We start from the raw sequence: 20,419 nt of genomic DNA on the forward strand, positions 1-20,419 counted from the left end.
CGTGTCACAGTCATCGCTTATTCGGATCGTCGAGTCAGTCAGGAAGTCCATGCTGTTCAGATCACTCCCCGGCGCGTCCGTTGCGGGCCTGTGCGCCCTGTTTGCCTCGACCTTCATTGCCGTCACGACTGAAGTGGCGCCCGTTGGCCTTCTGATCGATGTAGCCCACACCTTTGGAATCAGTGAAGGCCATGCCGGTCTTGCCGTCAGCGCCTATGCCTTGCTGGTGGCGCTGGGAGCGGTGCCGCTGACCATCATCACCGCGCGTATGGACCGCAAGCTGCTGATGCTGCTGTCGCTTGCGGCCTATGTGCTGTCCAATCTCATCTCCGCCATGGCGCCAACCTTTGCCCTCGTGTGCTTCGGTCGCGCCATCGGCGGCGCGGCGCACGCGCTGCTCATGTCCATCGCCGCAGCGTATGCCGCCTATCTCGTCCCTGAAAAAATGACAGGCCGCGCCATCTCCTTTGTGTGGGGCGGCACATCGCTCGGCTCCGTGCTGGGTGTTCCGGGCGCCGCAGCCATCGGGCTGAGTCTGGGCTGGCGCGCGGCACTTTACGTGATGGCAGGGCTGGCGCTTCTGCTCACCCTCTTTATCGCACTCTATCTGCCTCGCGTGCAGGCTCCCGTCGGTGGCACACCTACCCTGCCCTCGCTCCGCTCCCGGCGTGCATTGCATATCCTCGGCGTGGTCGTGGCGGTCAACATCGTGCTCTTTTTCGCGCACAACCTGCTCTACACCTATGTCTCTCCGCTCCTGCTGCATCATGGTCTGCCAGAGAAATATCTGAGCATCGCTCTAGTCATCACCGGAGGCATGAGCATTGTAGGGCTATGGTGTGCCGGCCAGGTCGTCGATCACAAACCTTCTGCGGGACTGGTCGGGGGTGGACTGGCCATGCTGCTGGGCATGGGACTGCTGTATGGGCAGTTTCTCCCCGGCTGGCCCAGCGTTGGAGCGGTCGGTCTCTGGTGCGCGGGCTATGCCGGGATCATCCCCTTCCTGATGTCGGGTGCCATTCGTGCCCGCGCCACGAGCGCCGATGTGGCGGGAGCGGCCATCAATGGCGGCAGCAATGTGGGCATCCTGCTCGGTTCCGCCGTCGGGGGACAACTGCTCACGTCCTGCGGATTCAACGTGCTTGTGCCAGCAGCCGTATGCATCACACTTACAGGCGTTGTGCTGGCCATGTGCAGTCCGGCCGCATTTCCACGGACGCTCCACAAGGAAGACACCGCACATTCAGGCTGAACACCGCGCCTTGAAAACGCCCTGCTATTTCTTGTCTTCCAGCCCGGCCGGAGCAAGGCTGGCAAGCCCACGATCCACCCAGGACGTCGGACGGTTGGCAATTTCGCTCCGATCCTTGCGCATCATGGCAGCCCGCACGAGTGAGCCACCCAAATAACGCAAGGGCTCAGGTGGGAAGCGTCGGGCATGACGGTTTACGAGACCGTTCTCCGTCCATCGCTCACGCCGCCCAAGCGCAAGTCCGGCGAGAATACGCCCGCCAATCCGACTGGGACTGACACCGTTTCCACTCCAGCCGATGCCGTAAATGATATGCGGCGCATCCGGCATCGTCCCCAGCAACGGCAGGCTGTCATAAGTACGATCGATCGGACCGGACCACGTTCTGGCCAACGGCACATCTGCCAGCATGGGGTAGACCCTGCGGAAATCCGCCGTCGCCTCCCGAATGCCCACAGGATCGTGGAACACAGATTCAGACGGCTCTCCCGTGTAATAAAGCCGACCTCCGCCCTTCCCGAAGATGATGCGTCCGTCTCGCGTCGTACGGTAATACGTAACGGTCGCCTGTGAATCCGTGATGCTTTCCCCTCCGGTCCAGCCGATGTCCGCAAGACGATCAGGAATAGGCGGCGTCGCCACAATCGCGCTGCCAACGCAGACAAATTCACGCCGCAACTCCGGCACGCTGGCGGCCCATGCGTTTGTGGCAATCACCACACGATCCGCCGTGACGCTGCCGCGCTTTGTCCTGAGCACCGCCGGACGGGTTCGTTCCAGCGCCATGACCCGGGTGTGCTCATAAATCTCCACACCGAGCTTTTTAGCGATTCGAGTGAGGGCCACGCCCAGACGTCCCGGATGGACAGTTCCGTTGATCGTCTCGCACACCCCTGCGATGTGAGAGGAGGAACCGGTACGCTTAGCCAGTTCTTCGCGGGTAACAGCGCAAAAAATATCGCTTCGTCCAAGCCTTTCGGCCGCTTCCACCACAGGCAGCCAGCTTCCAACATGCGCTGGAGCAGTGGCGGTCCAGAGCCAGCCGGCACCGCGATATTCAGCATCAACCCCATGCGCGGCGAGATAGTCGCCCAATTCCCCCGCTGCCCGCGTCGTCTCGTCGGCAAGCCAGACGGCGTCGTCCGTGCCACAGACCCGCATGAGACTGGCGATCTTGGGCCACCATGACATCACGAAGCCACCGTTAAGGCCCGATGCCCCGCCCCCACATTCCTCGGCTTCGAGCAGCGTCACCCGTCGGGCCGATTCGAGCGTTTTCAGGGCAATGGCAGTCCAAAGCCCGACAAATCCGCCTCCGATGATGGCGATATCCGTCGAAACATCATGGTCGAGAGAACCGAACTGCGGCCGTTCGCCGTTAATATCAGTGAGCCATTGTGAGCGGTCAGACATGCACTACGGTCCTCGACAAGCAAAGCATGGACCAGCCAATGCTACGAACCGCTCTCTCCAGATCGGTAATAAATTTTCCTTATGGACATGTGCATCGGCATCTGGCGTTCATCCGCCGGAATGTTTTCCTGTCGGCTGCACTCTGGCCGCAAAGATACGGCCCTGCCGGTAAAACACCCAGACGCGGTGCGTCGCAAACCAGTCCGATCCCAGAAGCATATCCACGGGTTCGGCAATGGGTGCCACGGTCAGAACGGGATTGGTCTCGGTCTCACCGCCGATGGTCAGCGTATGGAAGCGGTGCCAGCGATAGACAGACTCGCGCCCGTCCACACCGGTTGAGGTGCCTCCCGGGTCCGTGGCGAGGTCCGATTCCGTCACACCGATTGCCTCGGCCGCCCGACGCGAGATGATGCGCGAGCGTGCCCCACTATCCAGCAACGCTACAAGTTCATGACCGTCCAGTTGCACATGAAGCAGGATACGATGCGCCTGCATTTCGCCACGTATTTCCTGCCAGCGCAGTCCTTTGACAGCCGGCGGCGCCAGATCGCAGGCGGCGCTTTCACGCGCCGAGGACATCCAGAAACCCAGCCGTCCATCCGGGGCATCGAACTCCAGGACGTCCTGCCCCACAACATCTCCCCCCAGAAGCCCCTCAATGGGCGGATGAATGTTTGGGCGGCTGGGCAAAATACCCAAGGGCATGGACAACGGGCCGAAACTCAGATCGCCCAGACGAAGCTGGGGGACGATCACATTGGGCACGATTCCGCCCGATCCCCCGGTGCCGCTGACATGCGTCTGGGCACCGGAATCGGCGGACAGTTGCAGAAACCGCGCGAACCACGGCGACAGCAGACTCCCTTGCGAACCTGTGTCCACAATGAAGCTGGCCGTGTGTCCATGAATGGTGCCGGGAGTGGACAGGAACCCCATATCGTTCCGAAGAGGCACGTCCGCGAGATGGGTCATGGCGCAGGACGGACGCGGCGCCGCCTGTGCAATGGATGCACCCAGCAGGACAGCGACACACGCTGCGCCCAACTTTGCCATAGAGAAAAAGGCGTGGCTGTGCCTGTCCCCTTTTTCAGCCAAGGTCACGGGCAAACCGATCCGTGGCCTCGATGAGAGCGGAGAGAATGCCCGGCTCCGACATGGCGTGTCCGGCATCGTCGATCAGCCGAAACTCGGCCTCCGGCCATGCCCGGTGCAGATCCCATGCCGTGCGAACAGGCGTGGCGATGTCGTAGCGTCCCTGCACGATGAATGCCGGAATATGGCGGATACGATCCACGTCGCGGATAAGCTGACCTTCCGCCAGCCAGCCGCCATGTACAAAATAGTGGTTTTCGATGCGCGAGAACGCCAGTGCATAGGTCGGGTCTTCATGCTGCTTTACCATTCCCGGCGAAGGAAGCAGCGTGAGCGTGGACCCTTCCCACACGGACCACGCAATGGCCGCGCGCTCACGTTCCGCCGCATCGTCGCCTGTCAGGCGACGATTATAGGCCGCCATGAGGTCACCGCGCTCTGCCTCGGGAATGGGAGCAAGAAATGCCTCCCACTTGTCGGGAAACAGCCACGCTCCACCGCCCTGATAGTACCACAGCAGCTCCTCGCGTCTCAGCGTGAAAATGCCGCGCAGAACCAGTCCCGCCGTCCGCTCGGGATGCGTCTCGGCATAAGCCAGCGCCAACGTGGATCCCCATGAGCCACCGAACACGACCCATCGGTCCACACCCACCATTTCACGCAACCGTTCGATGTCCGCCACGAGATGCCATGTCGTGTTGTTCTCAAGCGAAGCGTGGGGCAACGAGCGCCCGCAGCCACGCTGATCGAACAGCAGGATGTCATAGCGTGCCGGATCGAACATGCGGCGCTGCATGGGCGAGCAGCCGCCCCCCGGTCCTCCGTGCAGGAACACTACGGGCAGGCCGCCGGGTGTGCCGCATCGCTCCCAATAGACAAGGTGCCCGTCGTCCGTGTCGAGATGACCGTGGGCATAGGGTTCGATGGGTGGATAGAGCGTGCGGGCTGTCTCGGTCATGGTTTGTCTCCTGCTCCCTTTGTGGCCCGAGGATGCGCCTTTTGCCAGACTTCCAGAAGTCGGGCTTCGTCCGCCAGCGTATAGCGCTGGGTTGTGGAGAGGCTGGCATGGCCCAGAAGTTCCTGAATGGCCCGAAGATCCGCGCCACCTTCCATCATGTGGGTCGCGAAGGAATGACGCAGGGCATGCGGTGTCGCATGATCCGGCAACCCCTCTCCCTTGCGCCATGTCCGCATAGCGCGTTGGGCGATGGCCGCGTTCAACCGCCCACCCCGGATTCCCACAAAAAGCGGCTCGTCTTTTGCCGGTGATGGGTGAAAGCCACGCCAGCGCCGCAGCGCTTCCTCCACCCGCGGCACAAGAGGAGTCAGACGCTCCTTGCCGCCTTTGCCGCGAATAAGCAGTGCGCCACTCCCTAGTGCGATGTCCAGATCGCCCACGTCGAGTGAAAGCGCCTCGGAAATACGCAGGCCACAGCCATACAAAAGCAGGAACAGTGCCCGGTCACGTTCCTGCGCCATGGCGTCGCTCTCATGCGCGGCGACTTCCTCTCCCACCTCCATCGCCGCTTCCACGGGCAGCGGGCGGGGCAGCGGGCGTTTGGTGCGGGGCGTAGTCAGCAGGCTTGGAGCCGGGTTTTCGACGCCAAGATGACGGGCAAGAAAGCGGTAGAACGAGCGCAACGCCGAGACACGCCGCGCTCGCGTGCGAGCGGCCTTGTCGCGTGTGGTGGGACGGCCGCCGATCCGTGGTGCGAGAGCCTCGGTCTGCTCGTGAGCGAGCCATGCGCGCAAATCCGCAAGAGCGGTCGTGCGCAATGTGTCGAGGGATGGCTCGCCTCCATGATGGCGGGTGAGAAAAGCGAGGAAACGCGTCAGATCGCCTCGATAGGCGTCGATGGTGTGCAGCGACGCCCCTTTCTCGGCCACCATCCACGCCAGAAACTGACGCAACGCGTCCTCGGCCGTCACGTCGCGCGTCTCCCCGATGAAGCGAGACAGAACCGGACGATGGGGGTAGAGAGAGCCGTCATGGTGCAGAGCAGCTTACTGGAACCGATCGCCCCGCGAAAGCGCGTCTCCGTGCTGCTGCCTCTGCCTTTTCCCGGCCCGCTCGATTACGCCGTGCCAGAGGCTCTGGCCGAGCATCTTTCACCCGGAGACGTGGTGGCCGTGCCGCTGGGAGGGCGCCGGGAAACCGGCGTGGTGTGGGAGCCAACCCCTCTGCCCACCGACCTTGCCTTTCCAGTGTCACCGGAAGTGGCGGCGTCCCGCCTGCGCCCCATTCGTGAACGGCTGGACCTGCCGCCGCTGTCACGCGAATTGCGCCGCTTCATCGACTGGGTGGCGGCCTATACACTGGCACCTCCCGGCATGGTTCTGGCCATGTGCCTGCGCTCTCACCTTCGCAGCATACAAGGAAGCGCCCCCGCTGCAGGCTGGGTACGACAGGGCGATCTCCCCACAGGCCTGCGCCTGACCCCCGCGCGAAAAGCCGTGCTGGAAGCCCTACCCGCGGGTGCAGAGCCTCTCACCACGACAGAACTTGCAGAAAAGGCCGATGTCGGCGCGTCCGTGGTGCGCGGACTGGCAGATGCAGGTGTGCTGCGAAGTGTGGTGATGCCGCCGCCACCGCCTTTTGCGCTGCCCGATCCTCTGCACAGGCTTCCGGTTCTCGAAGACGCACAGGCGATTGCTGCAAGCGAATTGCGTAATCGCGTGCAGGAACGCGCCTTTTCCGTAACATTGCTCGAAGGTGTCACGGGTTCCGGCAAAACCGAGATCTATCTCGAAGCCGTGGCGGAATGTGTACAGATGGGCCGACAGGCGTTGGTCCTGCTTCCCGAAATCTCGTTATCCGCTCAATGGATGGACCGTTTCACCCGGCGCTTCGGTGTGCGACCGGCCGTGTGGCATTCCGAGATCGGACAAAAAGCGCGCCGCTTGACATGGGCCGCCTGCGAAGACGGCACGGCGAAGGTCGTGGTTGGCGCAAGATCGGCTCTGTTCCTGCCTTTTTCCGATCTGGGCCTCGTGATCGTGGACGAAGAGCACGAAGGCACGTTCAAGCAGGAAGACGGCGTCACCTACAACGCCCGCGACATGGCCATCGTACGGGCGCGTCTCGCGGGCAGTCCCGTCATTCTGGCCTCCGCCACGCCCAGTCTGGAAACGCTCAACAATGTAGAAACCGGGCGTTATCGCCATCTGGTGCTCGTAGCACGGCACGGGGGCGCCTCCATGCCGGACACGCGCGTGATCGACATGCGCGAAACACCGCCGCCCCGTGGACTGTTTCTCTCGCCCGTTCTCGTGGACGGCATCAAGGCGCGGCTGGAGCGTGGCGAACAGGCCATGCTGTTTCTCAACCGCCGTGGTTACGCGCCTCTGACCCTGTGCCGCACATGCGGACACCGAATGGAATGCCCGCACTGCACGTCATGGCTGGTGGAACATCGCCGCAAACATGTACTGGCCTGTCATTATTGCGAACATGTGGAACCCGTTCCACAGGCCTGCCCGAGTTGCGGTGAAACCGACAGCCTGACCGCCATCGGTCCCGGCATCGAACGGATCACCGAAGAAGCTCGCAGCGAATTTCCCGACGCCCGTATCCTCGTCATGGCCAGTGACACAATCAGTGGTCCGAGCGCCACGGCCGAAGCAGTGGAGAAAATCAGTCGTCGCGAGGTGGATCTCATCATCGGCACGCAGATTGTCGCCAAAGGCTGGCATTTCCCTCACCTCACATTGGTGGGGGTGGTCGATGCGGATCTTGGCCTTGGCGGCGCCGATCTGCGGGCGGGCGAACGGACGATGCAACTCCTGCATCAGGTGGCCGGACGCGCGGGACGCGCCGAAGCTCCGGGCGAGGTTTTGTTGCAGAGTTTCTCGCCACTGCATCCGGTCATGCAGGCGCTGGTATCAGGCGATTTCGCCGCGTTCATGACAGAGGAAGCCGAGCAGCGACGACCCGGATTCTGGCCGCCTTTTGGCCGACTGGCCGCACTGATCGTCAGTTCGGAATACGCGGACGCCGCCGATCACGCCGCCCGCGATCTTGGAGCCGCCGCCCCTCATGGAGAAGGCGTTGAAGTGCTTGGCCCCGTTCCTGCGCCACTGGCCGTTCTACGGGGACGACATCGACGCAGATTGCTGCTTCGCACGCATCGCAACATTGCCGTGCAACCGATCCTGCGCCGCTGGCTGGCTCAGGTGCCCCTGACAAGCAGCGTACGTGTGGATGTGGACGTGGACCCGGTTTCGTTCATGTGAGAGCATCAGCACCCGCAAGAATGAAATGTCCTTTTTCTTCGCCCAGCCGCTGCCGCAACCATCGCGCAGCCGGACCATGCGGCCGGGTCTTGCTCCACACAACGGCCAGAGGTGCTTGTCTGGGAGATGGGTCAAACAACAATTCCGGCGTGACAATACGGGGTGAAACCGTGGACGACGCCAACACATGGTCACAAACAAAGGCCCATCCCACTCCCGCCCCGACCAGTTCAAGAATGACCCAGTTGCTCTCCACCCACCAGACATCGGACGCCACACGTAATTGCTTGCGTTCACGCGTTCGGTCCCGGGTAGCCACGAGAATCTGACGGTAGCGTTTGAGGTCTTCCCACGCCACCGGCTTATCGGCGAGCGGATGGTCACGACCGCAGACCAGACGCAACAGCACATGCCCGATGCTGTGAAACGCAAGGGAGGTCGGCGGCACATCCTGCTGATACATCACCCCGATATCGGCAGCACCGCTCTGCACCAGCGTCCCCACGTCTTCCATCAGTGGCAACAGGATCTCCAGTTCCACATGTGGGAACCGCGCAGCAAATTCCGCGAAGACATGCGCCATCGCGCGCTCTGGATAAAGCTCGTCAATCGCCACGACGAGACGGTTTTCCACCCCTTCCTCGAGAGAACGCGCGACACCGATCATGTGGTCACGGCGCTCGAGCACCACGCGCGCTTCTTCCAGCAGGCGCTGCCCCTCCGCTGTCAGGACCGCTTCGCGTCCATCCCGTGAGAACAGTGTCAGTCCCAGATCGGCTTCAAGATTGCCGATCTGCGTACTGATTGCTGATTGAGCGCGACCAAGCTGCCGCCCGGCAGCCGAAAACGATCCTGCCTCCACGGCGGCCACGAAGGCCTGAAGCTGATCGAAAGACACCTCCACAGACCCATCTCCTTTTTAGATGGATGCCAACTTTATATTCGACAAAAGGGAGATAGGTTGCCGCGCATGTCAACCGAAACCCAATCCTCCCCCGCCATGCGGAACGGCCTCGACCGACTGCGTCAGGCACTTCTTTTCGAGTGCCTCGCGCTGGCTCTCGTCATCCCTTCCGGCAGCGTGCTGTTTGGCGTGCCTACCTCCCACATGGGAGCGATTGGCGTCGGAAGTGCCATCACCGCGACTATCTGGAATTATGTCTACAACGTGCTGTTCGATCGGTTCATGGGACGCCTGACCGGCTCTACCCACAAGACCATCGCCGTGCGCGTGCTCCACACAGTGCTGTTCGAGGCCGGACTTCAGGTCGTGCTTCTGCCCGCCATTGCGCTGTATCTCGGTGTCTCGCTCATGCAGGCTTTTTCCATGAGCATGAGCATCGCGCTGTTCTATCTGGTGTATGCGTTTTTCTTCAACATGGCGTACGACACGCTGTTTCCGGTCGGGGCAAACACGTCAAAGCGCACCCTCAAAACAGCCTCTCATCAGGAAGCCTGAATCACCTGCGGCTTTTACTGTTTTTCCCGATGTGCGATGTGTGGAGCCGAAACATTGTCCGACCACCCCGATCGGGCGCAATTGCAGTGAGCCCCACCCGATGAACACGCGCCTTCCGGCTCTTCTTGTCCTCCTTGCCGCTACCGGTTGTTCCTACACGATCGATCCGCTCAAGAACTACTGCGCGGAGCCGGACATCGCCGCCGCTATCGTGAAGACGGCCAATGCGCCCTCACCACTGCCAGACATCACCAATCCGCCCGCCTCAAGCGCTGCCACGACATTCACGAACGGGATCATACGGGACTCGCTGTTCGGCTCGCATTATCAGGTTCTCGCCTGTCAGGGCACACTGACCCGTGCCGATGGCACGCAGGAAAAAGGCATCGCCGTTGCCAGCCGCAAGGACGGCAATACGGGCTGGCGCGATCTGTGGCTTGACCCTGCCTCACCCGACTACATGCGCGCATGGCTGTCGGATGAACGCATGAGCGCCTTCAAAGAGCGACAGATCAGCGAAAAGATTGCCCGCACACCGACGCAGTGCAAACCCTACGCCGAAGACCTCTTTCACCAGACGCACACCACGGGACTGGAAGACGGCGCGCTGCGTTCCACCCTCTATAGCTGCCTCTCGGCACATCACTTCAAGCCCATGCTCACCCCGTCAGGTGTGGCGCGCGGCCAAGGTGCCCAGCCACTTCCCACTTTCTACATTCCCTATTACCTCAATCCCGAGATCGAACTGAGCGGCCTGCAATATTACTGATCGCTCTCATCTGAACTTCATGAAATTACGACGGCACGCATCCATCTGACATGAACGACGGATGCTTGCATCCCGTCGCCGTTCGGTCTCTGCTGCGGGCCTTCTCCTTCGTCCCTCCTTGCAGAAACGGAGACAGGCCATGCGCGCCGTCGGCTATCAGAAGTCGCTTCCCATCACGGACGAGAATGCGCTCGTCGATATCGATCTTCCCACGCCTCAGGCTACGGGGCGCGATCTGCTGGTCGAGATCAAAGCCGTGTCGGTCAATCCGATTGACACCAAGGTCCGCAAGCGGGCCGAACCTCCTCCGGGTGAATGGAAAATACTGGGCTGGGACGCCGCCGGCATCGTGCGACAGACCGGTCCCGGCGTGACACGGTTTCGCCCCGGTGACGAGGTCTGGTATTCCGGAGCCGTAACCCGTCCCGGCACCAACAGTCAGTTTCATCTGGTCGATGAACGCATCGTCGGCCACAAGCCGAAATCGCTGAACTGGGCACAAGCCGCCGCCATGCCGCTGACAACCATCACCGCATGGGAGATGTTGTTCGACCGGCTCGACATCAGCCGCCCCATTCCGGGCGTAGCCTCTGCCCTGCTCATCATCGGAGCAGGCGGAGGTGTCGGTTCGATGGCGGTCCAGCTTGCCAAACGACCCGGAAACGTCCTCGTCATCGGCACGGCATCACGTCCCGAAACGACGGAGTGGGCGCGCGCTCTTGGCGCGAATCATGTCATCGATCACGCAAGCCCGCTCGCCCCTCAGATTGAAGCTTTGGGACTTGGCGCTCCGGGCTTCGTATTTTCCACCACACGCACCGACCAGCATTTCCCCGATGTCGTGAAGCTGATCGCACCGCAAGGTCGTTTCGGGCTTATCGACGATCCGCCATCGCTCGATGTCATGACTTTCAAGGCCAAGAGCGTGTCCACCCATTGGGAGTTGATGTTCACCCGCACCACCTTCGGGACGAGCGACATGATCCGTCAGGCAGAGATATTGGAAGAGGCGTCAAATCTCGTGGATGCGGGCGTACTGCGCACCACCCTGACCGACGTGCTCGGCCCGATCAACGCCGCTAACCTGCGGCGTGCCCATGCCCTGCTGGAAAGCGGCACGGTCAAGGGCAAAATCGCTCTTGAAGGCTTCGGAATCTGAAACGGTAGGCCGGGATTGAAGCTCGGCCTTCAGGATTTAGGGCGTGGAAGACGACGGCTCAGGCGGCAAAGAACGCAACGCCGCGGCAATCTGATCGGACGCCTGCCCGAGCAATGTGCTCAGCGCCCCCACCAGCGCTTCCGTCCCCGTCGCCGCTGGAGCCGTCAGATGCAGCGACTGCGCGACCCGCGCCGTATCGCTGTCGGCGCGATGCACCACCACCTGCATATCCAGCACGGCTGGGCCACCAGCACCCTCACGCGAGAAACGGGTCACGACCAGTTCGACAAAAGCCTGGGGATCGCTGGCCGTCGCATCGTCCTGCACAAAGAATGTCGTGCCCGGCAGGCGCTGGCGCAGATCCGCCACCACTACATGCGGAATCTGGGCGGAAAGTGGCGCGCTCCATGCGTCCGTTGTCGCAACATCGAGCTTGTAACCGCTGTCATCCAGCACGATCCGATCGCGATCCAGCGTCTCGGGAATGGTCGGCTTGCGGACTTCCACCAAAGTCGGAACGGTCGTCGAAGTAAGACCATATCCCGTTGCGCCGCCAGCACGCGCAACTGATGGCTGCAACGAATACAGGCTTGGCGTTGAAGAACTGCACGCCGCCAGTGTCACACCTGTCACGCCCAGCAGGAGGGTTCCGAGAACGGCACGGCGCACGCGAACGGCAGAGGAAATCGGAAGAAAGTGAGCCATGGCTTAGCGTCCCGTAACGATCGACGAGGGATGATTGGTCAGGAAATCGGTCATGAAACGCAGCGAACGCGCCGTCTCTCCCAGTTGCACGACCATGGCTTGCAGGCTTCTGTGGAAGTCCGTGTCACCGCCATAGCTTCCCAGCAGCTTATTGGCGTTCTTCAGCGTCTGGTCGAGCTGATCGCTCATTTCCGGCAGACGCTTCATGAGTGGCTGCATGCCCTTGTCGGCGTTGTCGGCCAGACGATGCAGACTGCGCAGCGAATCACGCAACTGGACAAGAGCCTCCTTCACTTCCGAGCTGTTCACGCGCTGATCCGCGTGAGCGAGAAGGTTGTTGGCGTTGTCACCAATCTGCTCGAACGGCATGGCCGCCAGCTTATCGGACACGGTGGAGAGCGACTGCATGATGCCACTCATGCCACCCGCCTGACTCGGGATGACCAGCGCATCGCCTTCCATCCATGTCTTGGCAGGGGTCGCTTTCTTCACGAAGTCGAAGGAAATGTTGGTCTCGCCCGTCAGCATACTCAGGCTGCTGGCGGAAGCGCGCATTCCGTTGTCCACAAGCGCCTGCATGGTCTGCAACATGCCATCGTGACGGATCTGGGAGGGCGGCAGAATGCGCTCGGGCTGCACATCCATGGCAACGCGAACCCGTGCATGACCGGTTTTCTGATCAAGCTGCAATTTCACATCCGTCACCGAGCCGATCTGGATGCCAAACATGGTGACAGAACTTCCCGAGGTCAGACCGGCAACAGAAGACGAAAGATAGGTCACGACGGGCAGACGCTCATGATATCCGGCGTCATCCGCCGTATCCTTGTCATCGTAGAGCTGGAAAATCGTATTGGCGGGCGCTTCTTCTGCCTCTTCGACAGAGTTGGCGGAGCGATTGAGGGAGAACGCCACACCACCCGAGAACAGCGCCTGAATGGACTGCATCTGCACCTTCAGGCCGCCCGCTCCGAACCCGACTTTCACACCGGAGACATTCCAAAAGCGCGTGTTGGTGCGCAGATAATGATCGTATGGCTCGCGCACAAAGAACTGGATCAGCACGGGCCCCACGCCGCCGGGCGGCAGCGTATAACCAAGCACTTCTCCCACATCCACGTCACGGAAGAACACGGGCGCGCCCGGTCCGATGGAACCGATGGCCGGTGCCACGAGAGTATAGGTCCGGCCCGGCTGATCGGACTGGATGCCGGGGGGCGATTCAAGTCCCGTGAACACCGTAGTGCGCTGTCCACCCGGCGGCCCGGGATCGAAGGCGATATACGCACCTGAGAGCAGCGTCTCCAAACCTGTCACGCTCGCGCCATTGATGCGCGGACGCACCACCCAGAAGCGTGACTTGTCCGTCAGCAATCCGGACGCGCTGGCGGTCATCTGCACCCGCACATCAACGTGGTGCTTGTCCTTGGACAGCGTGATGGAGTCGACGGTGCCCAGTGTCACAGCCTTGTTCTTCACCTGTGTCTGACCGCTGGTCAGACCATCGGCGGTGTCGAAACTGATGAGAATCTCGGGGCCACGATCATACAGGCTGCGCCACAACAAAAAGACGGCAATCAGCACCGAGAGGATCGGGATGATCCAGATGATGGAGAAGCGGGTCTTGTTGACAGTCGCCACCGGCAGCGCGTCGTCATCGTCGTCCTGACCACGCGGGGGAGAAGAATTCTGATCCGAAGTCACGCTTGCACCGGCTCCATGTCGCCCCGTTCGAGGGCCTCGTCCTCGTGCGCAAGGCACGACTGACCCATTGTGTTGTCACTGCGCGGAGGGGCATCCGCCCGCAGTTTCCCATTACGCCCCGCCGCATCCCACATCAGACGGGGATCGAAGCAATGGGCAGCGAAAATGGTCAGCACCACAACCGCAGCAAACGACACCACGCCCGCATTGGCACGAATATTGGCAAGGGAACTGAACCGCACGACGGCCACGAGAATGGAAATCATGAACACGTCGATCATGGACCAACGACCGATAATATCGATCATCCGGAAAAGCTTGGAACGAAAGAGCAGTTTCTTTGCTGAGCGGCGTTTCGTTGTCCAGATCATGTAAGTCAGCCCCACGATCTTGGCGACCGGCACCGTCACACTTGCGAACAGAACCAGCAGGGACAGCGGGATCATCCCATCTTCCCACAACTCGATTGCGCCTTCGATAATGGTGTGGCCCGTTCCGTTTCCCACCTTGATGACGGTCATGACCGGAAAGAGATTGGCGGGAAAATAGAAAATAAAGGCTGAAAGAAGAAGGGCGACGGTCCGCGAGATACTGTTCACCTTGCGACGTCGCAGATCGTGGCCGCAACGTGGACACACCCCGACCGAATCCGTCTGGGGAACCGGCTGCGGGAAAACGCCGACAAGACCGCAGGAATGACACGACAACATGTTTTCATGGGGCGGCAGACCGTCGAGATCATGCACAGAAACCCGATCGACCTTCATCCGCCGTCCATCGGGAAGCTGCAATGTCCCCTCAACCCGGCGTCGCTGCCAGATCCACTCCTGATCCAACGTCTGGTCGGTTGCCGCCATGCTGATCATCAGCGCCGCGATGAGATAGCACGCCGTCCCAACCTCCACATGCGCCAGATCCACGAGCTTCGTGTAAGCCACGAAAATCCCGAGGATGTACACCTCCATCATCGACCATGGACGCAGCTTGTCGTACCAGGCCATCAGATTGGGCGCCCAGTCCGGCAGTTCTTCGAAGAACCCGGCGGTGAGGATCAATCCCATGATGGCGATGACGATGCCGGGTGCGAGAACGGTCACAATGCCCACAAGCATCCCGACCTCTCCCCATCCCTCGTGCAAAAGCTCCATCGGTCCGGTCAGCAGATTGACCGTACGCTCCCGACCATAGAGATCGAGCGTCATCAAGGATGAAGCCAGCGTGGCGAGATAGAGAGCGGCCGAGGTGATGCAAAACGCTAGCGGAGCGGCCAACGGGGCCGTTTTATTACGGCGCTCAAGCACTTGCCCGCACCTTACGCAGCGGGCGGCTGTTCCGGGCTGTACCCTGTCAAGTTCTTGAAACTCCCCACAACAGGGACACTCGACCAGACCGTCAACGACCGTCACATGCGATGCCTGACGCCTCGGCCTGCGGGCCAGTTGGATGGCGCCACGATACAGACGCAAAGGAAGAGACGACGGCATGATGTCATCTTACCGCGAAGCTCACATTCCCGAAAGGCGATGGAGATATTTCAGCCATGCCAAAGAGTGTCGGCTTGTGTCGACCTTTTGAAGGAGATTTGATTTTACAGGAAAACCGCGAGGTTAATGGTGCCGGTTAGAGGATTCGAACCCCTGGCCCCATCATTACGAAACTCGTGCTCTAAATACACACTGAAACGCACCGAACCGCATACAGTCGCAATATCAAATGGTTACGGTGGACAGTGAATGTCGCGGTTACGAACCCAGCCGCACAGAAACGCCCCGATTGCACTTTCAGATGAGTCCGGATTGAGTCCGGAAAATCCAATGACATGCTCCAAGATAAGCCCGGAGCATGGGAAAATTCAGGGAGTTACACTAATGTAGGTGTAACTGTGTAACTTGTGTAACACACATATATATTATATTGATTTTATTGTGTTTTTTGTCACCCACAGCGTTACACCTTGCGTTTTCGAAGGTGTAACAGGTGTAACGACGGCTTGCCGATGAAGCTCACAAAACGGGAAATAGACGCTCTCGCCTGCCCGCCAGGGAAGCGGGACGCCATGTTCATGGATGAGGAACTTCGAGGCTTCGGGATCCGAGTGACCGAGGCAGGGAGCAAGGTGTTCCTGTTTCAATATCGCTTTGCCGGTCGCGTGCGACGACTGGTTCTGGGGCCTTATGGCGACCTGACACCTGCTCAAGCTCGTAGACTGGCCGAGGAGGCTCGTGGACGAGTGCTGGCTGGCGGTGATCCGCTCGGGGAAAGAAAAGCCCGCGCGCTGGCCGCCCAGGCCGAAATGGTGCGACGTACGGCGGAAGCTGCTGCCGACGCCCTGACGCTGGATGTGCTGATCGATCGGTGGCAGACCGGCCCTCTGTCTGATCGAAGCCCCTCCTATCGTAAGGAAGCTCCTGCTCGCCTGCGCTCCGGCCTGTCTGTCCTATTGGAGCGTCCAGCCCGCTCCATCTCTACGACCGAGCTACAGGTGCAACTCGATGATCTGACTTCCCGCCATCCCGTGGCAGCACGACGGCTTCATGCGCTCGGACGCGCCATGTTCGGCTGGGCTGAAAAGCGCAATCTCGTTCCGACCAACCCCTTCACCTCGGTTACCATGGAGGGTCGCGATACCTCGCGAGATCGCGTGCTGACAGATGTCGAGCTTCGCGAGCTTTGGACCGCAGCCGGTCGGCTTGCTTATCCGTTCGGCCCCTTCATCCAGTTGCTTACCCTGACGCTACAACGGCGGGACGAGGTGGCCGGCATGAAATGGGCGGAGTTGGATGCGGAGATGACTCACTGGACGATTCCAGCTGAGAGAGCAAAAAATGGACGCGCGCATATCGTCCACCTTTCCGAGCCGACCCGACAGATCCTCACCAATCTGCCCAGGCAGCTGGATCCGGAGAGCAACGGCCCCTCGCCTTTCGTCTTCACCAGCAATGGTCGCACGCCCATCTCGGGGTTTTCCAAGACCAAAACCAAGCTGGAAGAGCTGATGACGGAAGCCGCTCGTTCACTCAGAAAAAATGCTTCGTCCTTGGCCACCACAGACTGGCGGCTCCATGATCTTCGGCGCACCGGCGTAACAGTCATGGCACGGCTCGGGATCGGGCATCATGTCGCCGATCGGGTGCTAAACCATGTCCAGGGAGCCATCAAAGGCGTCGCTGCCGTTTATCAGCGTCACGAGTTTCTGACGGAACGGGCAGTGGCGCTGGATACATGGGCTCGGCACGTGCTGAATGTGGCGGAAAAACATGGGAATGAGCCTTCGGATGGCAAAGTCGTTCCGCTGCGGCGCTGATTCGATTGATTACAAAAACTTAATCTAAAGCGGCAATGCGGCACCATGCGGCTTGATTCGTCGCCATGCGTTTCGGTGCATTTCTAACCAGAAACGCCCCGTTTCGCCCTCTCTTGTCATCATTCTGCGCCCATCGAATATCGCTTTCACCACCACACAAGGGAGCGATTTCGGTGAAGAACCCAAGCCTGCTTTCGGTCGATGAAACGGCGCGTCTTGCACGGGTTCATCCCCGCACAATGCGTCGTTACCTGGCGGACAATATCGGACCGGACATGACGCGCATTGGGGGCCGCGTGTTCATCCGCGAAGATCACTTCCGTGCTTGGCTTCGCCGTAGCGTCGTTCCGCAGACCGGAACCATCCACGCATGAACAGTCCATTTTCCTACTTGCGGAAGCGTAAGGCGACTGCGGCCCGAAAGCATCAAGCTGCTGCCGACAATAAAGGCTTCAGCAGTCGCTTCCTGCACCTGAACGAAAGACAGCCGTCCGCCGGTGCGCGGCTTGTCGCTGCCCATGAAGCCGCAAGACCGATCCGGGATCAGGCACGAGAAGCGCCAGCAATATCTACGGTCGTGACGAAAAATGATCATTCGCCAGGCCACCGGCTTGTCGCTGCTCATGTGCGCCAAGCTGAGGCAAAGGAATGCTCTGGACGCTCCCAGTTAGCCGCTGCCTCACCTGGCGAACGAATGCTCGCCTTGGCCAAGCGCCGCCACGGATCCTGAAATTCAGCACTTCGCCACTCTCACCGATGGGGTTTGTCCCTGCGCGGCAAAAACCCTCCTCATGGAGCCTCAATATGATCAAGATTTCCGGTCTTCCATCCCTGCTACGCGGGAAGCAAGATGAGTCGCAAACCGCTGAGCCGCGTCAGTTTGGCGAGGAGTTGCCCTCTATCGTCCCCATGAAGTCCGAGTTGCAGACTGGGACGGCTTCCGATCCGCTTACGGAAAAGCGGATCGCACTGAAGCACCTTCAGGACGCGCGTGCAGGGCTACTGGCGGACTACCATGCCAAGCAGGAAACTGCGGACAAGGCTGAGCGTATTGCCGCCGATCTCAAGGAACGTCGGGGAGCCCTCTCTGGCGTGAACGATGAGATCGATGCGTTCTACCAGCAGGAGATTGAAGCCAGCCTTACCACTGACGGGCATACGGCACTCTCTGAACTCCCGGAACATCTAGCAACTCGCAAGCGTGAATTGGATGGGCTAGAGCGCCAGATTATCGTGGCAGAAAGCTGTGCTGAGCGACGACGCGAAGAGGCTCGTGCTGTGCGTCATGAGTTGGAAGGATTGGCGCAAAGCCGAGAGGATGCACTTCAACGAGTGATGTCCTATGTCGCGGAAATTGAAGCTTCCCGCATCCGAAATATATTTGCACAGTACGTCGAAGCCGCGGTGTCTTTATTGGCTCTGACACGCCAGCAGTTCCACCAATGTGATTACGCTGCTTCCTCTATTTCAGAGAAGCCAGTCTACGCTGAGAAAAATCTAACCGTCTCGAATCACGTCTTGGCGGCTTCGCAGGGCTTCCAGCTCGATATGGGAATAATTGCGAGTCAGCATCTTGGCCGTTTGGCCGCCGATCAAGAGAAATGGCATCAGGTTATCAAGCGCCTGAGGGATGATGCTTGTGCGGATTGCAGCGATCTATGTCGGGATCTGCCGGACATCTCTTCTGCTGCCTGAACTCTCCCTACGAAGTCTTGGGAAATTCCCCCAGACCCGCATCTCGCCTATTTGTCCAATAGATTACGGCGTCATGAGTGTCTGGAACTGTTAAGTCAGATTGAGCGGATCTTGGGTGTGCGAGCAAAAACAGTTCAGCACCCAAGAGTTTCTGGACGCTTTGAACAGCTGACGCAGCAATCCTGATGCGCCTCAAATCTTTGATAGCGGAAAATGATGTGCAGATGGTGGCAGCGTTACCGCCAGAACACTTCACTGCGCGAGAGAAAATGGTTGATCCAACTCGACTTTGACCGCCCTTGTGAAAATCACGGAAGGGACGGCATGCAATGCCGCTCTGCCGGAAATCCTCACGTGATCGCGTTTAACGAACATCGAAATAAGCGATAACCAACATCGGTAAACGGACTGTGAGACGCACACACAATTAACCCTTCATTCACCATCACTCCGCACGATTGGTTTTGGAGGTGAAGATGAAAGACTCGAAAAAGGAAAATCTCTCGCCAGAAGATGAAGCCGGCCGTCTCGTCGGACTACATGGCTTGTCTGCCCGAAGTGTGGCTGCTGACCGGCTGGAGCGAGCACACCAGCTTGGCCTCACTGATGTCGTGGACCATTGGTACCGAGTGTATCGCCTATTGTCCGAGAGTGCGGGACGCCCTGCTAAAGCTCCCCCCCTCAGGAATTGGCCGTCGAAGCAAAATGCTGCCACGTCTACCTACAGGCAGCACCAAAGCGTCCAAGGTGACGTCGCACAACTGAGGCGTCTTTCGCGGATGAGCATCCAGTCTTGACGCGGCCGCACCGTTCTTCGCCTGGGCACATATCGGACAAGGTCTACCCAATGCGGCCGTTTGTTCGCTCTCGGTCGGAGTGCTCTCCGTATTTCTGCCTCGCGACCCCCGAGCATCAGGGGTGACACGGTTTTCGGGGTCACCCCTCACACTAGAGGAGCCTGCAGCAGGCGACCTCAATTGCGTGCTTGGAGCACTCCCCCCATAACTTCCGACAAAATGTTACGCTTGGCGCAAGTGGGTGTTACGGATCTAGCTGGCTCTGAAACAGCCATAAATGCGAGCTTGTGCGCGATATTCTCCCGTCATTGATACTGTTCGCAAGCGTTGCACTTTTTCGGAAATGGCGCCCTCTACTGTCTCCACCTAACTGGCTGACATTTCACAGAAATATCGCAAAGTGGTTACGCTTGACGACAGCAAGACAAATGTCTCTCGCGAGAAATTACATATAAAAATCAATGTCCTGGCTTGACCCGACATTTTGAGGCGTAATCGCTCCCTGAATCACCGCCTCTTCTCCAGCTTTCTGGCGTGGCTAAAGAGCCGACAGATCTATGTCTCAAGTGGATGGCGCAATTTGGCGCAACGTCGAAAACGACCCGTCCAGACCATGTCTCAAGTGGATGGCGCAAAATGGCGCAACGTCGAAAACGACCCGTCCAGATCATGTCTCAAGTGGATGGCGCAAAATGGCGCATCGGTTGAAACAGCCCCTCTCGGAGCATGTCTCAAGTGAATGGCGCACAGTGGTGCAAGTCTCCTCTGACGTCTCTCTCGGGACAGGTCTCAAGTGGGTTTTGACACGTCCCTCTCGTTCCACAATGTGAGCGA

Annotated in this window: 16 protein-coding genes; 8 read left to right on the plus strand and 8 right to left on the minus strand. The window is 59.9% G+C overall.

Features of this window, described 5'->3' with window-relative positions:
* Positions 1-49: 49 nt before the first annotated feature.
* On the plus strand, positions 50-1,252 hold the full coding sequence (locus KUA11_RS00620; protein WP_217408751.1) for an MFS transporter: 1,203 nt from the start codon (positions 50-52) through the stop codon (positions 1,250-1,252).
* Between the two features lie 24 nt (positions 1,253-1,276).
* Here the strand turns inward: KUA11_RS00620 and KUA11_RS00625 are convergent, their stop codons facing one another.
* The 4 genes from KUA11_RS00625 to KUA11_RS00640 form a co-directional block, all read right to left on the minus strand.
* Positions 1,277-2,665, minus strand: coding sequence for an NAD(P)/FAD-dependent oxidoreductase (locus tag KUA11_RS00625; protein WP_217408752.1), 1,389 nt, complete (start codon positions 2,663-2,665; stop codon positions 1,277-1,279).
* 108 nt (positions 2,666-2,773) lie between these two features.
* Positions 2,774-3,769, minus strand: coding sequence for a retropepsin-like aspartic protease (locus tag KUA11_RS00630; protein ID WP_368040897.1), 996 nt, complete (start codon positions 3,767-3,769; stop codon positions 2,774-2,776).
* Positions 3,756-4,718, minus strand: coding sequence for a prolyl aminopeptidase (gene pip, locus KUA11_RS00635; protein WP_217408753.1), 963 nt, complete (start codon positions 4,716-4,718; stop codon positions 3,756-3,758). The genes KUA11_RS00630 and pip overlap by 14 nt, the downstream gene beginning before the upstream one ends.
* Positions 4,715-5,689, minus strand: coding sequence for a tyrosine recombinase XerC (locus tag KUA11_RS00640; protein ID WP_217408754.1), 975 nt, complete (start codon positions 5,687-5,689; stop codon positions 4,715-4,717). Before KUA11_RS00640 ends, pip begins: the two co-directional genes overlap by 4 nt.
* Before the next feature lie 60 nt (positions 5,690-5,749).
* Here KUA11_RS00640 and KUA11_RS00645 point away from each other — a divergent pair, with 60 nt between their 5' ends.
* Positions 5,750-7,993 carry a primosomal protein N' gene (locus tag KUA11_RS00645; RefSeq protein WP_217408755.1) on the plus strand — a complete coding sequence of 748 codons (2,244 nt, stop codon included), beginning with the start codon at positions 5,750-5,752 and terminating at the stop codon, positions 7,991-7,993.
* On the opposite strand, the gene KUA11_RS00650 is transcribed toward KUA11_RS00645, so the two are convergent.
* Positions 7,986-8,897 (minus strand): LysR family transcriptional regulator, encoded by a 912-nt coding sequence (locus KUA11_RS00650; RefSeq protein WP_217408756.1) that lies wholly within the window; start codon positions 8,895-8,897, stop codon positions 7,986-7,988. The genes KUA11_RS00645 and KUA11_RS00650 overlap by 8 nt on opposite strands.
* Before the next feature lie 66 nt (positions 8,898-8,963).
* Here KUA11_RS00650 and KUA11_RS00655 point away from each other — a divergent pair, with 66 nt between their 5' ends.
* The 3 genes from KUA11_RS00655 (at position 8,964) to KUA11_RS00665 (ending at position 11,380) form a co-directional block, all read left to right on the plus strand.
* Positions 8,964-9,452, plus strand: a complete 489-nt coding sequence (locus tag KUA11_RS00655) for a PACE efflux transporter (RefSeq protein ID WP_254454585.1) — start codon at positions 8,964-8,966, stop codon at positions 9,450-9,452.
* 100 nt (positions 9,453-9,552) lie between these two features.
* On the plus strand, positions 9,553-10,221 hold the full coding sequence (locus KUA11_RS00660) for a hypothetical protein (protein ID WP_217408757.1): 669 nt from the start codon (positions 9,553-9,555) through the stop codon (positions 10,219-10,221).
* 139 nt (positions 10,222-10,360) lie between these two features.
* The gene (locus tag KUA11_RS00665; protein ID WP_217408758.1) at positions 10,361-11,380 is read left to right on the plus strand and encodes a zinc-binding alcohol dehydrogenase family protein; all 1,020 of its coding nucleotides are present in this window, start codon (positions 10,361-10,363) and stop codon (positions 11,378-11,380) included.
* A 36-nt stretch (positions 11,381-11,416) separates the two neighbouring features.
* On the opposite strand, the gene KUA11_RS00670 is transcribed toward KUA11_RS00665, so the two are convergent.
* From KUA11_RS00670 to KUA11_RS00680, 3 genes are read right to left on the minus strand one after another with little or no spacing between them, the layout of a single operon-like run.
* Positions 11,417-12,085, minus strand: a complete 669-nt coding sequence (locus KUA11_RS00670) for a PqiC family protein (RefSeq protein WP_217408759.1) — start codon at positions 12,083-12,085, stop codon at positions 11,417-11,419.
* A gap of 3 nt (positions 12,086-12,088) precedes the next feature.
* Positions 12,089-13,789, minus strand: coding sequence for a PqiB family protein (locus tag KUA11_RS00675; RefSeq protein WP_217408760.1), 1,701 nt, complete (start codon positions 13,787-13,789; stop codon positions 12,089-12,091).
* Complete coding sequence (locus KUA11_RS00680) at positions 13,786-15,273, minus strand: paraquat-inducible protein A (protein WP_217408761.1); 1,488 nt, start codon at positions 15,271-15,273, stop codon at positions 13,786-13,788. Before KUA11_RS00680 ends, KUA11_RS00675 begins: the two co-directional genes overlap by 4 nt.
* A 512-nt stretch (positions 15,274-15,785) precedes the next feature.
* Between KUA11_RS00680 and KUA11_RS00685 the strand changes: the two genes are divergently transcribed.
* The 3 genes from KUA11_RS00685 to KUA11_RS00695 all read left to right on the plus strand — a co-directional run bounded on the left by KUA11_RS00685 (position 15,786) and on the right by KUA11_RS00695 (position 18,788).
* On the plus strand, positions 15,786-17,093 hold the full coding sequence (locus KUA11_RS00685; protein WP_217408762.1) for a tyrosine-type recombinase/integrase: 1,308 nt from the start codon (positions 15,786-15,788) through the stop codon (positions 17,091-17,093).
* A 173-nt stretch (positions 17,094-17,266) separates the two neighbouring features.
* Complete coding sequence (locus KUA11_RS17685; RefSeq protein ID WP_217408763.1) at positions 17,267-17,467, plus strand: helix-turn-helix domain-containing protein; 201 nt, start codon at positions 17,267-17,269, stop codon at positions 17,465-17,467.
* Between the two features lie 430 nt (positions 17,468-17,897).
* Complete coding sequence (locus KUA11_RS00695; protein ID WP_217408764.1) at positions 17,898-18,788, plus strand: hypothetical protein; 891 nt, start codon at positions 17,898-17,900, stop codon at positions 18,786-18,788.
* Positions 18,789-20,419 lie beyond the last annotated feature (1,631 nt).

It is taken from the genome of Acetobacter estunensis (genome assembly GCF_019083805.1).
Taxonomy (GTDB): Bacteria; Pseudomonadota; Alphaproteobacteria; order Acetobacterales; family Acetobacteraceae; genus Acetobacter; species Acetobacter estunensis_A.

Excerpts from the sequence above, each read along its gene's own strand:
- KUA11_RS00655 (WP_254454585.1), top strand. The coding sequence starts at position 8,964 with ATGTCAACCGAAACCCAATCCTCCCCCGCCATGCGGAACGGCCTCGAC.
- KUA11_RS00685 (WP_217408762.1), top strand. The coding sequence starts at position 15,786 with ATGAAGCTCACAAAACGGGAAATAGACGCTCTCGCCTGCCCGCCAGGG.
- KUA11_RS00620 (WP_217408751.1), top strand. The coding sequence starts at position 50 with ATGCTGTTCAGATCACTCCCCGGCGCGTCCGTTGCGGGCCTGTGCGCC.
- KUA11_RS00670 (WP_217408759.1), bottom strand. The coding sequence starts at position 12,085 with ATGGCTCACTTTCTTCCGATTTCCTCTGCCGTTCGCGTGCGCCGTGCC.
- KUA11_RS00625 (WP_217408752.1), bottom strand. The coding sequence starts at position 2,665 with ATGTCTGACCGCTCACAATGGCTCACTGATATTAACGGCGAACGGCCG.
- KUA11_RS00665 (WP_217408758.1), top strand. The coding sequence starts at position 10,361 with ATGCGCGCCGTCGGCTATCAGAAGTCGCTTCCCATCACGGACGAGAAT.
- KUA11_RS00645 (WP_217408755.1), top strand. The coding sequence starts at position 5,750 with ATGGTGCAGAGCAGCTTACTGGAACCGATCGCCCCGCGAAAGCGCGTC.
- pip (WP_217408753.1), bottom strand. The coding sequence starts at position 4,718 with ATGACCGAGACAGCCCGCACGCTCTATCCACCCATCGAACCCTATGCC.
- KUA11_RS00695 (WP_217408764.1), top strand. The coding sequence starts at position 17,898 with ATGATCAAGATTTCCGGTCTTCCATCCCTGCTACGCGGGAAGCAAGAT.
- KUA11_RS00660 (WP_217408757.1), top strand. The coding sequence starts at position 9,553 with ATGAACACGCGCCTTCCGGCTCTTCTTGTCCTCCTTGCCGCTACCGGT.
- KUA11_RS00680 (WP_217408761.1), bottom strand. The coding sequence starts at position 15,273 with ATGCCGTCGTCTCTTCCTTTGCGTCTGTATCGTGGCGCCATCCAACTG.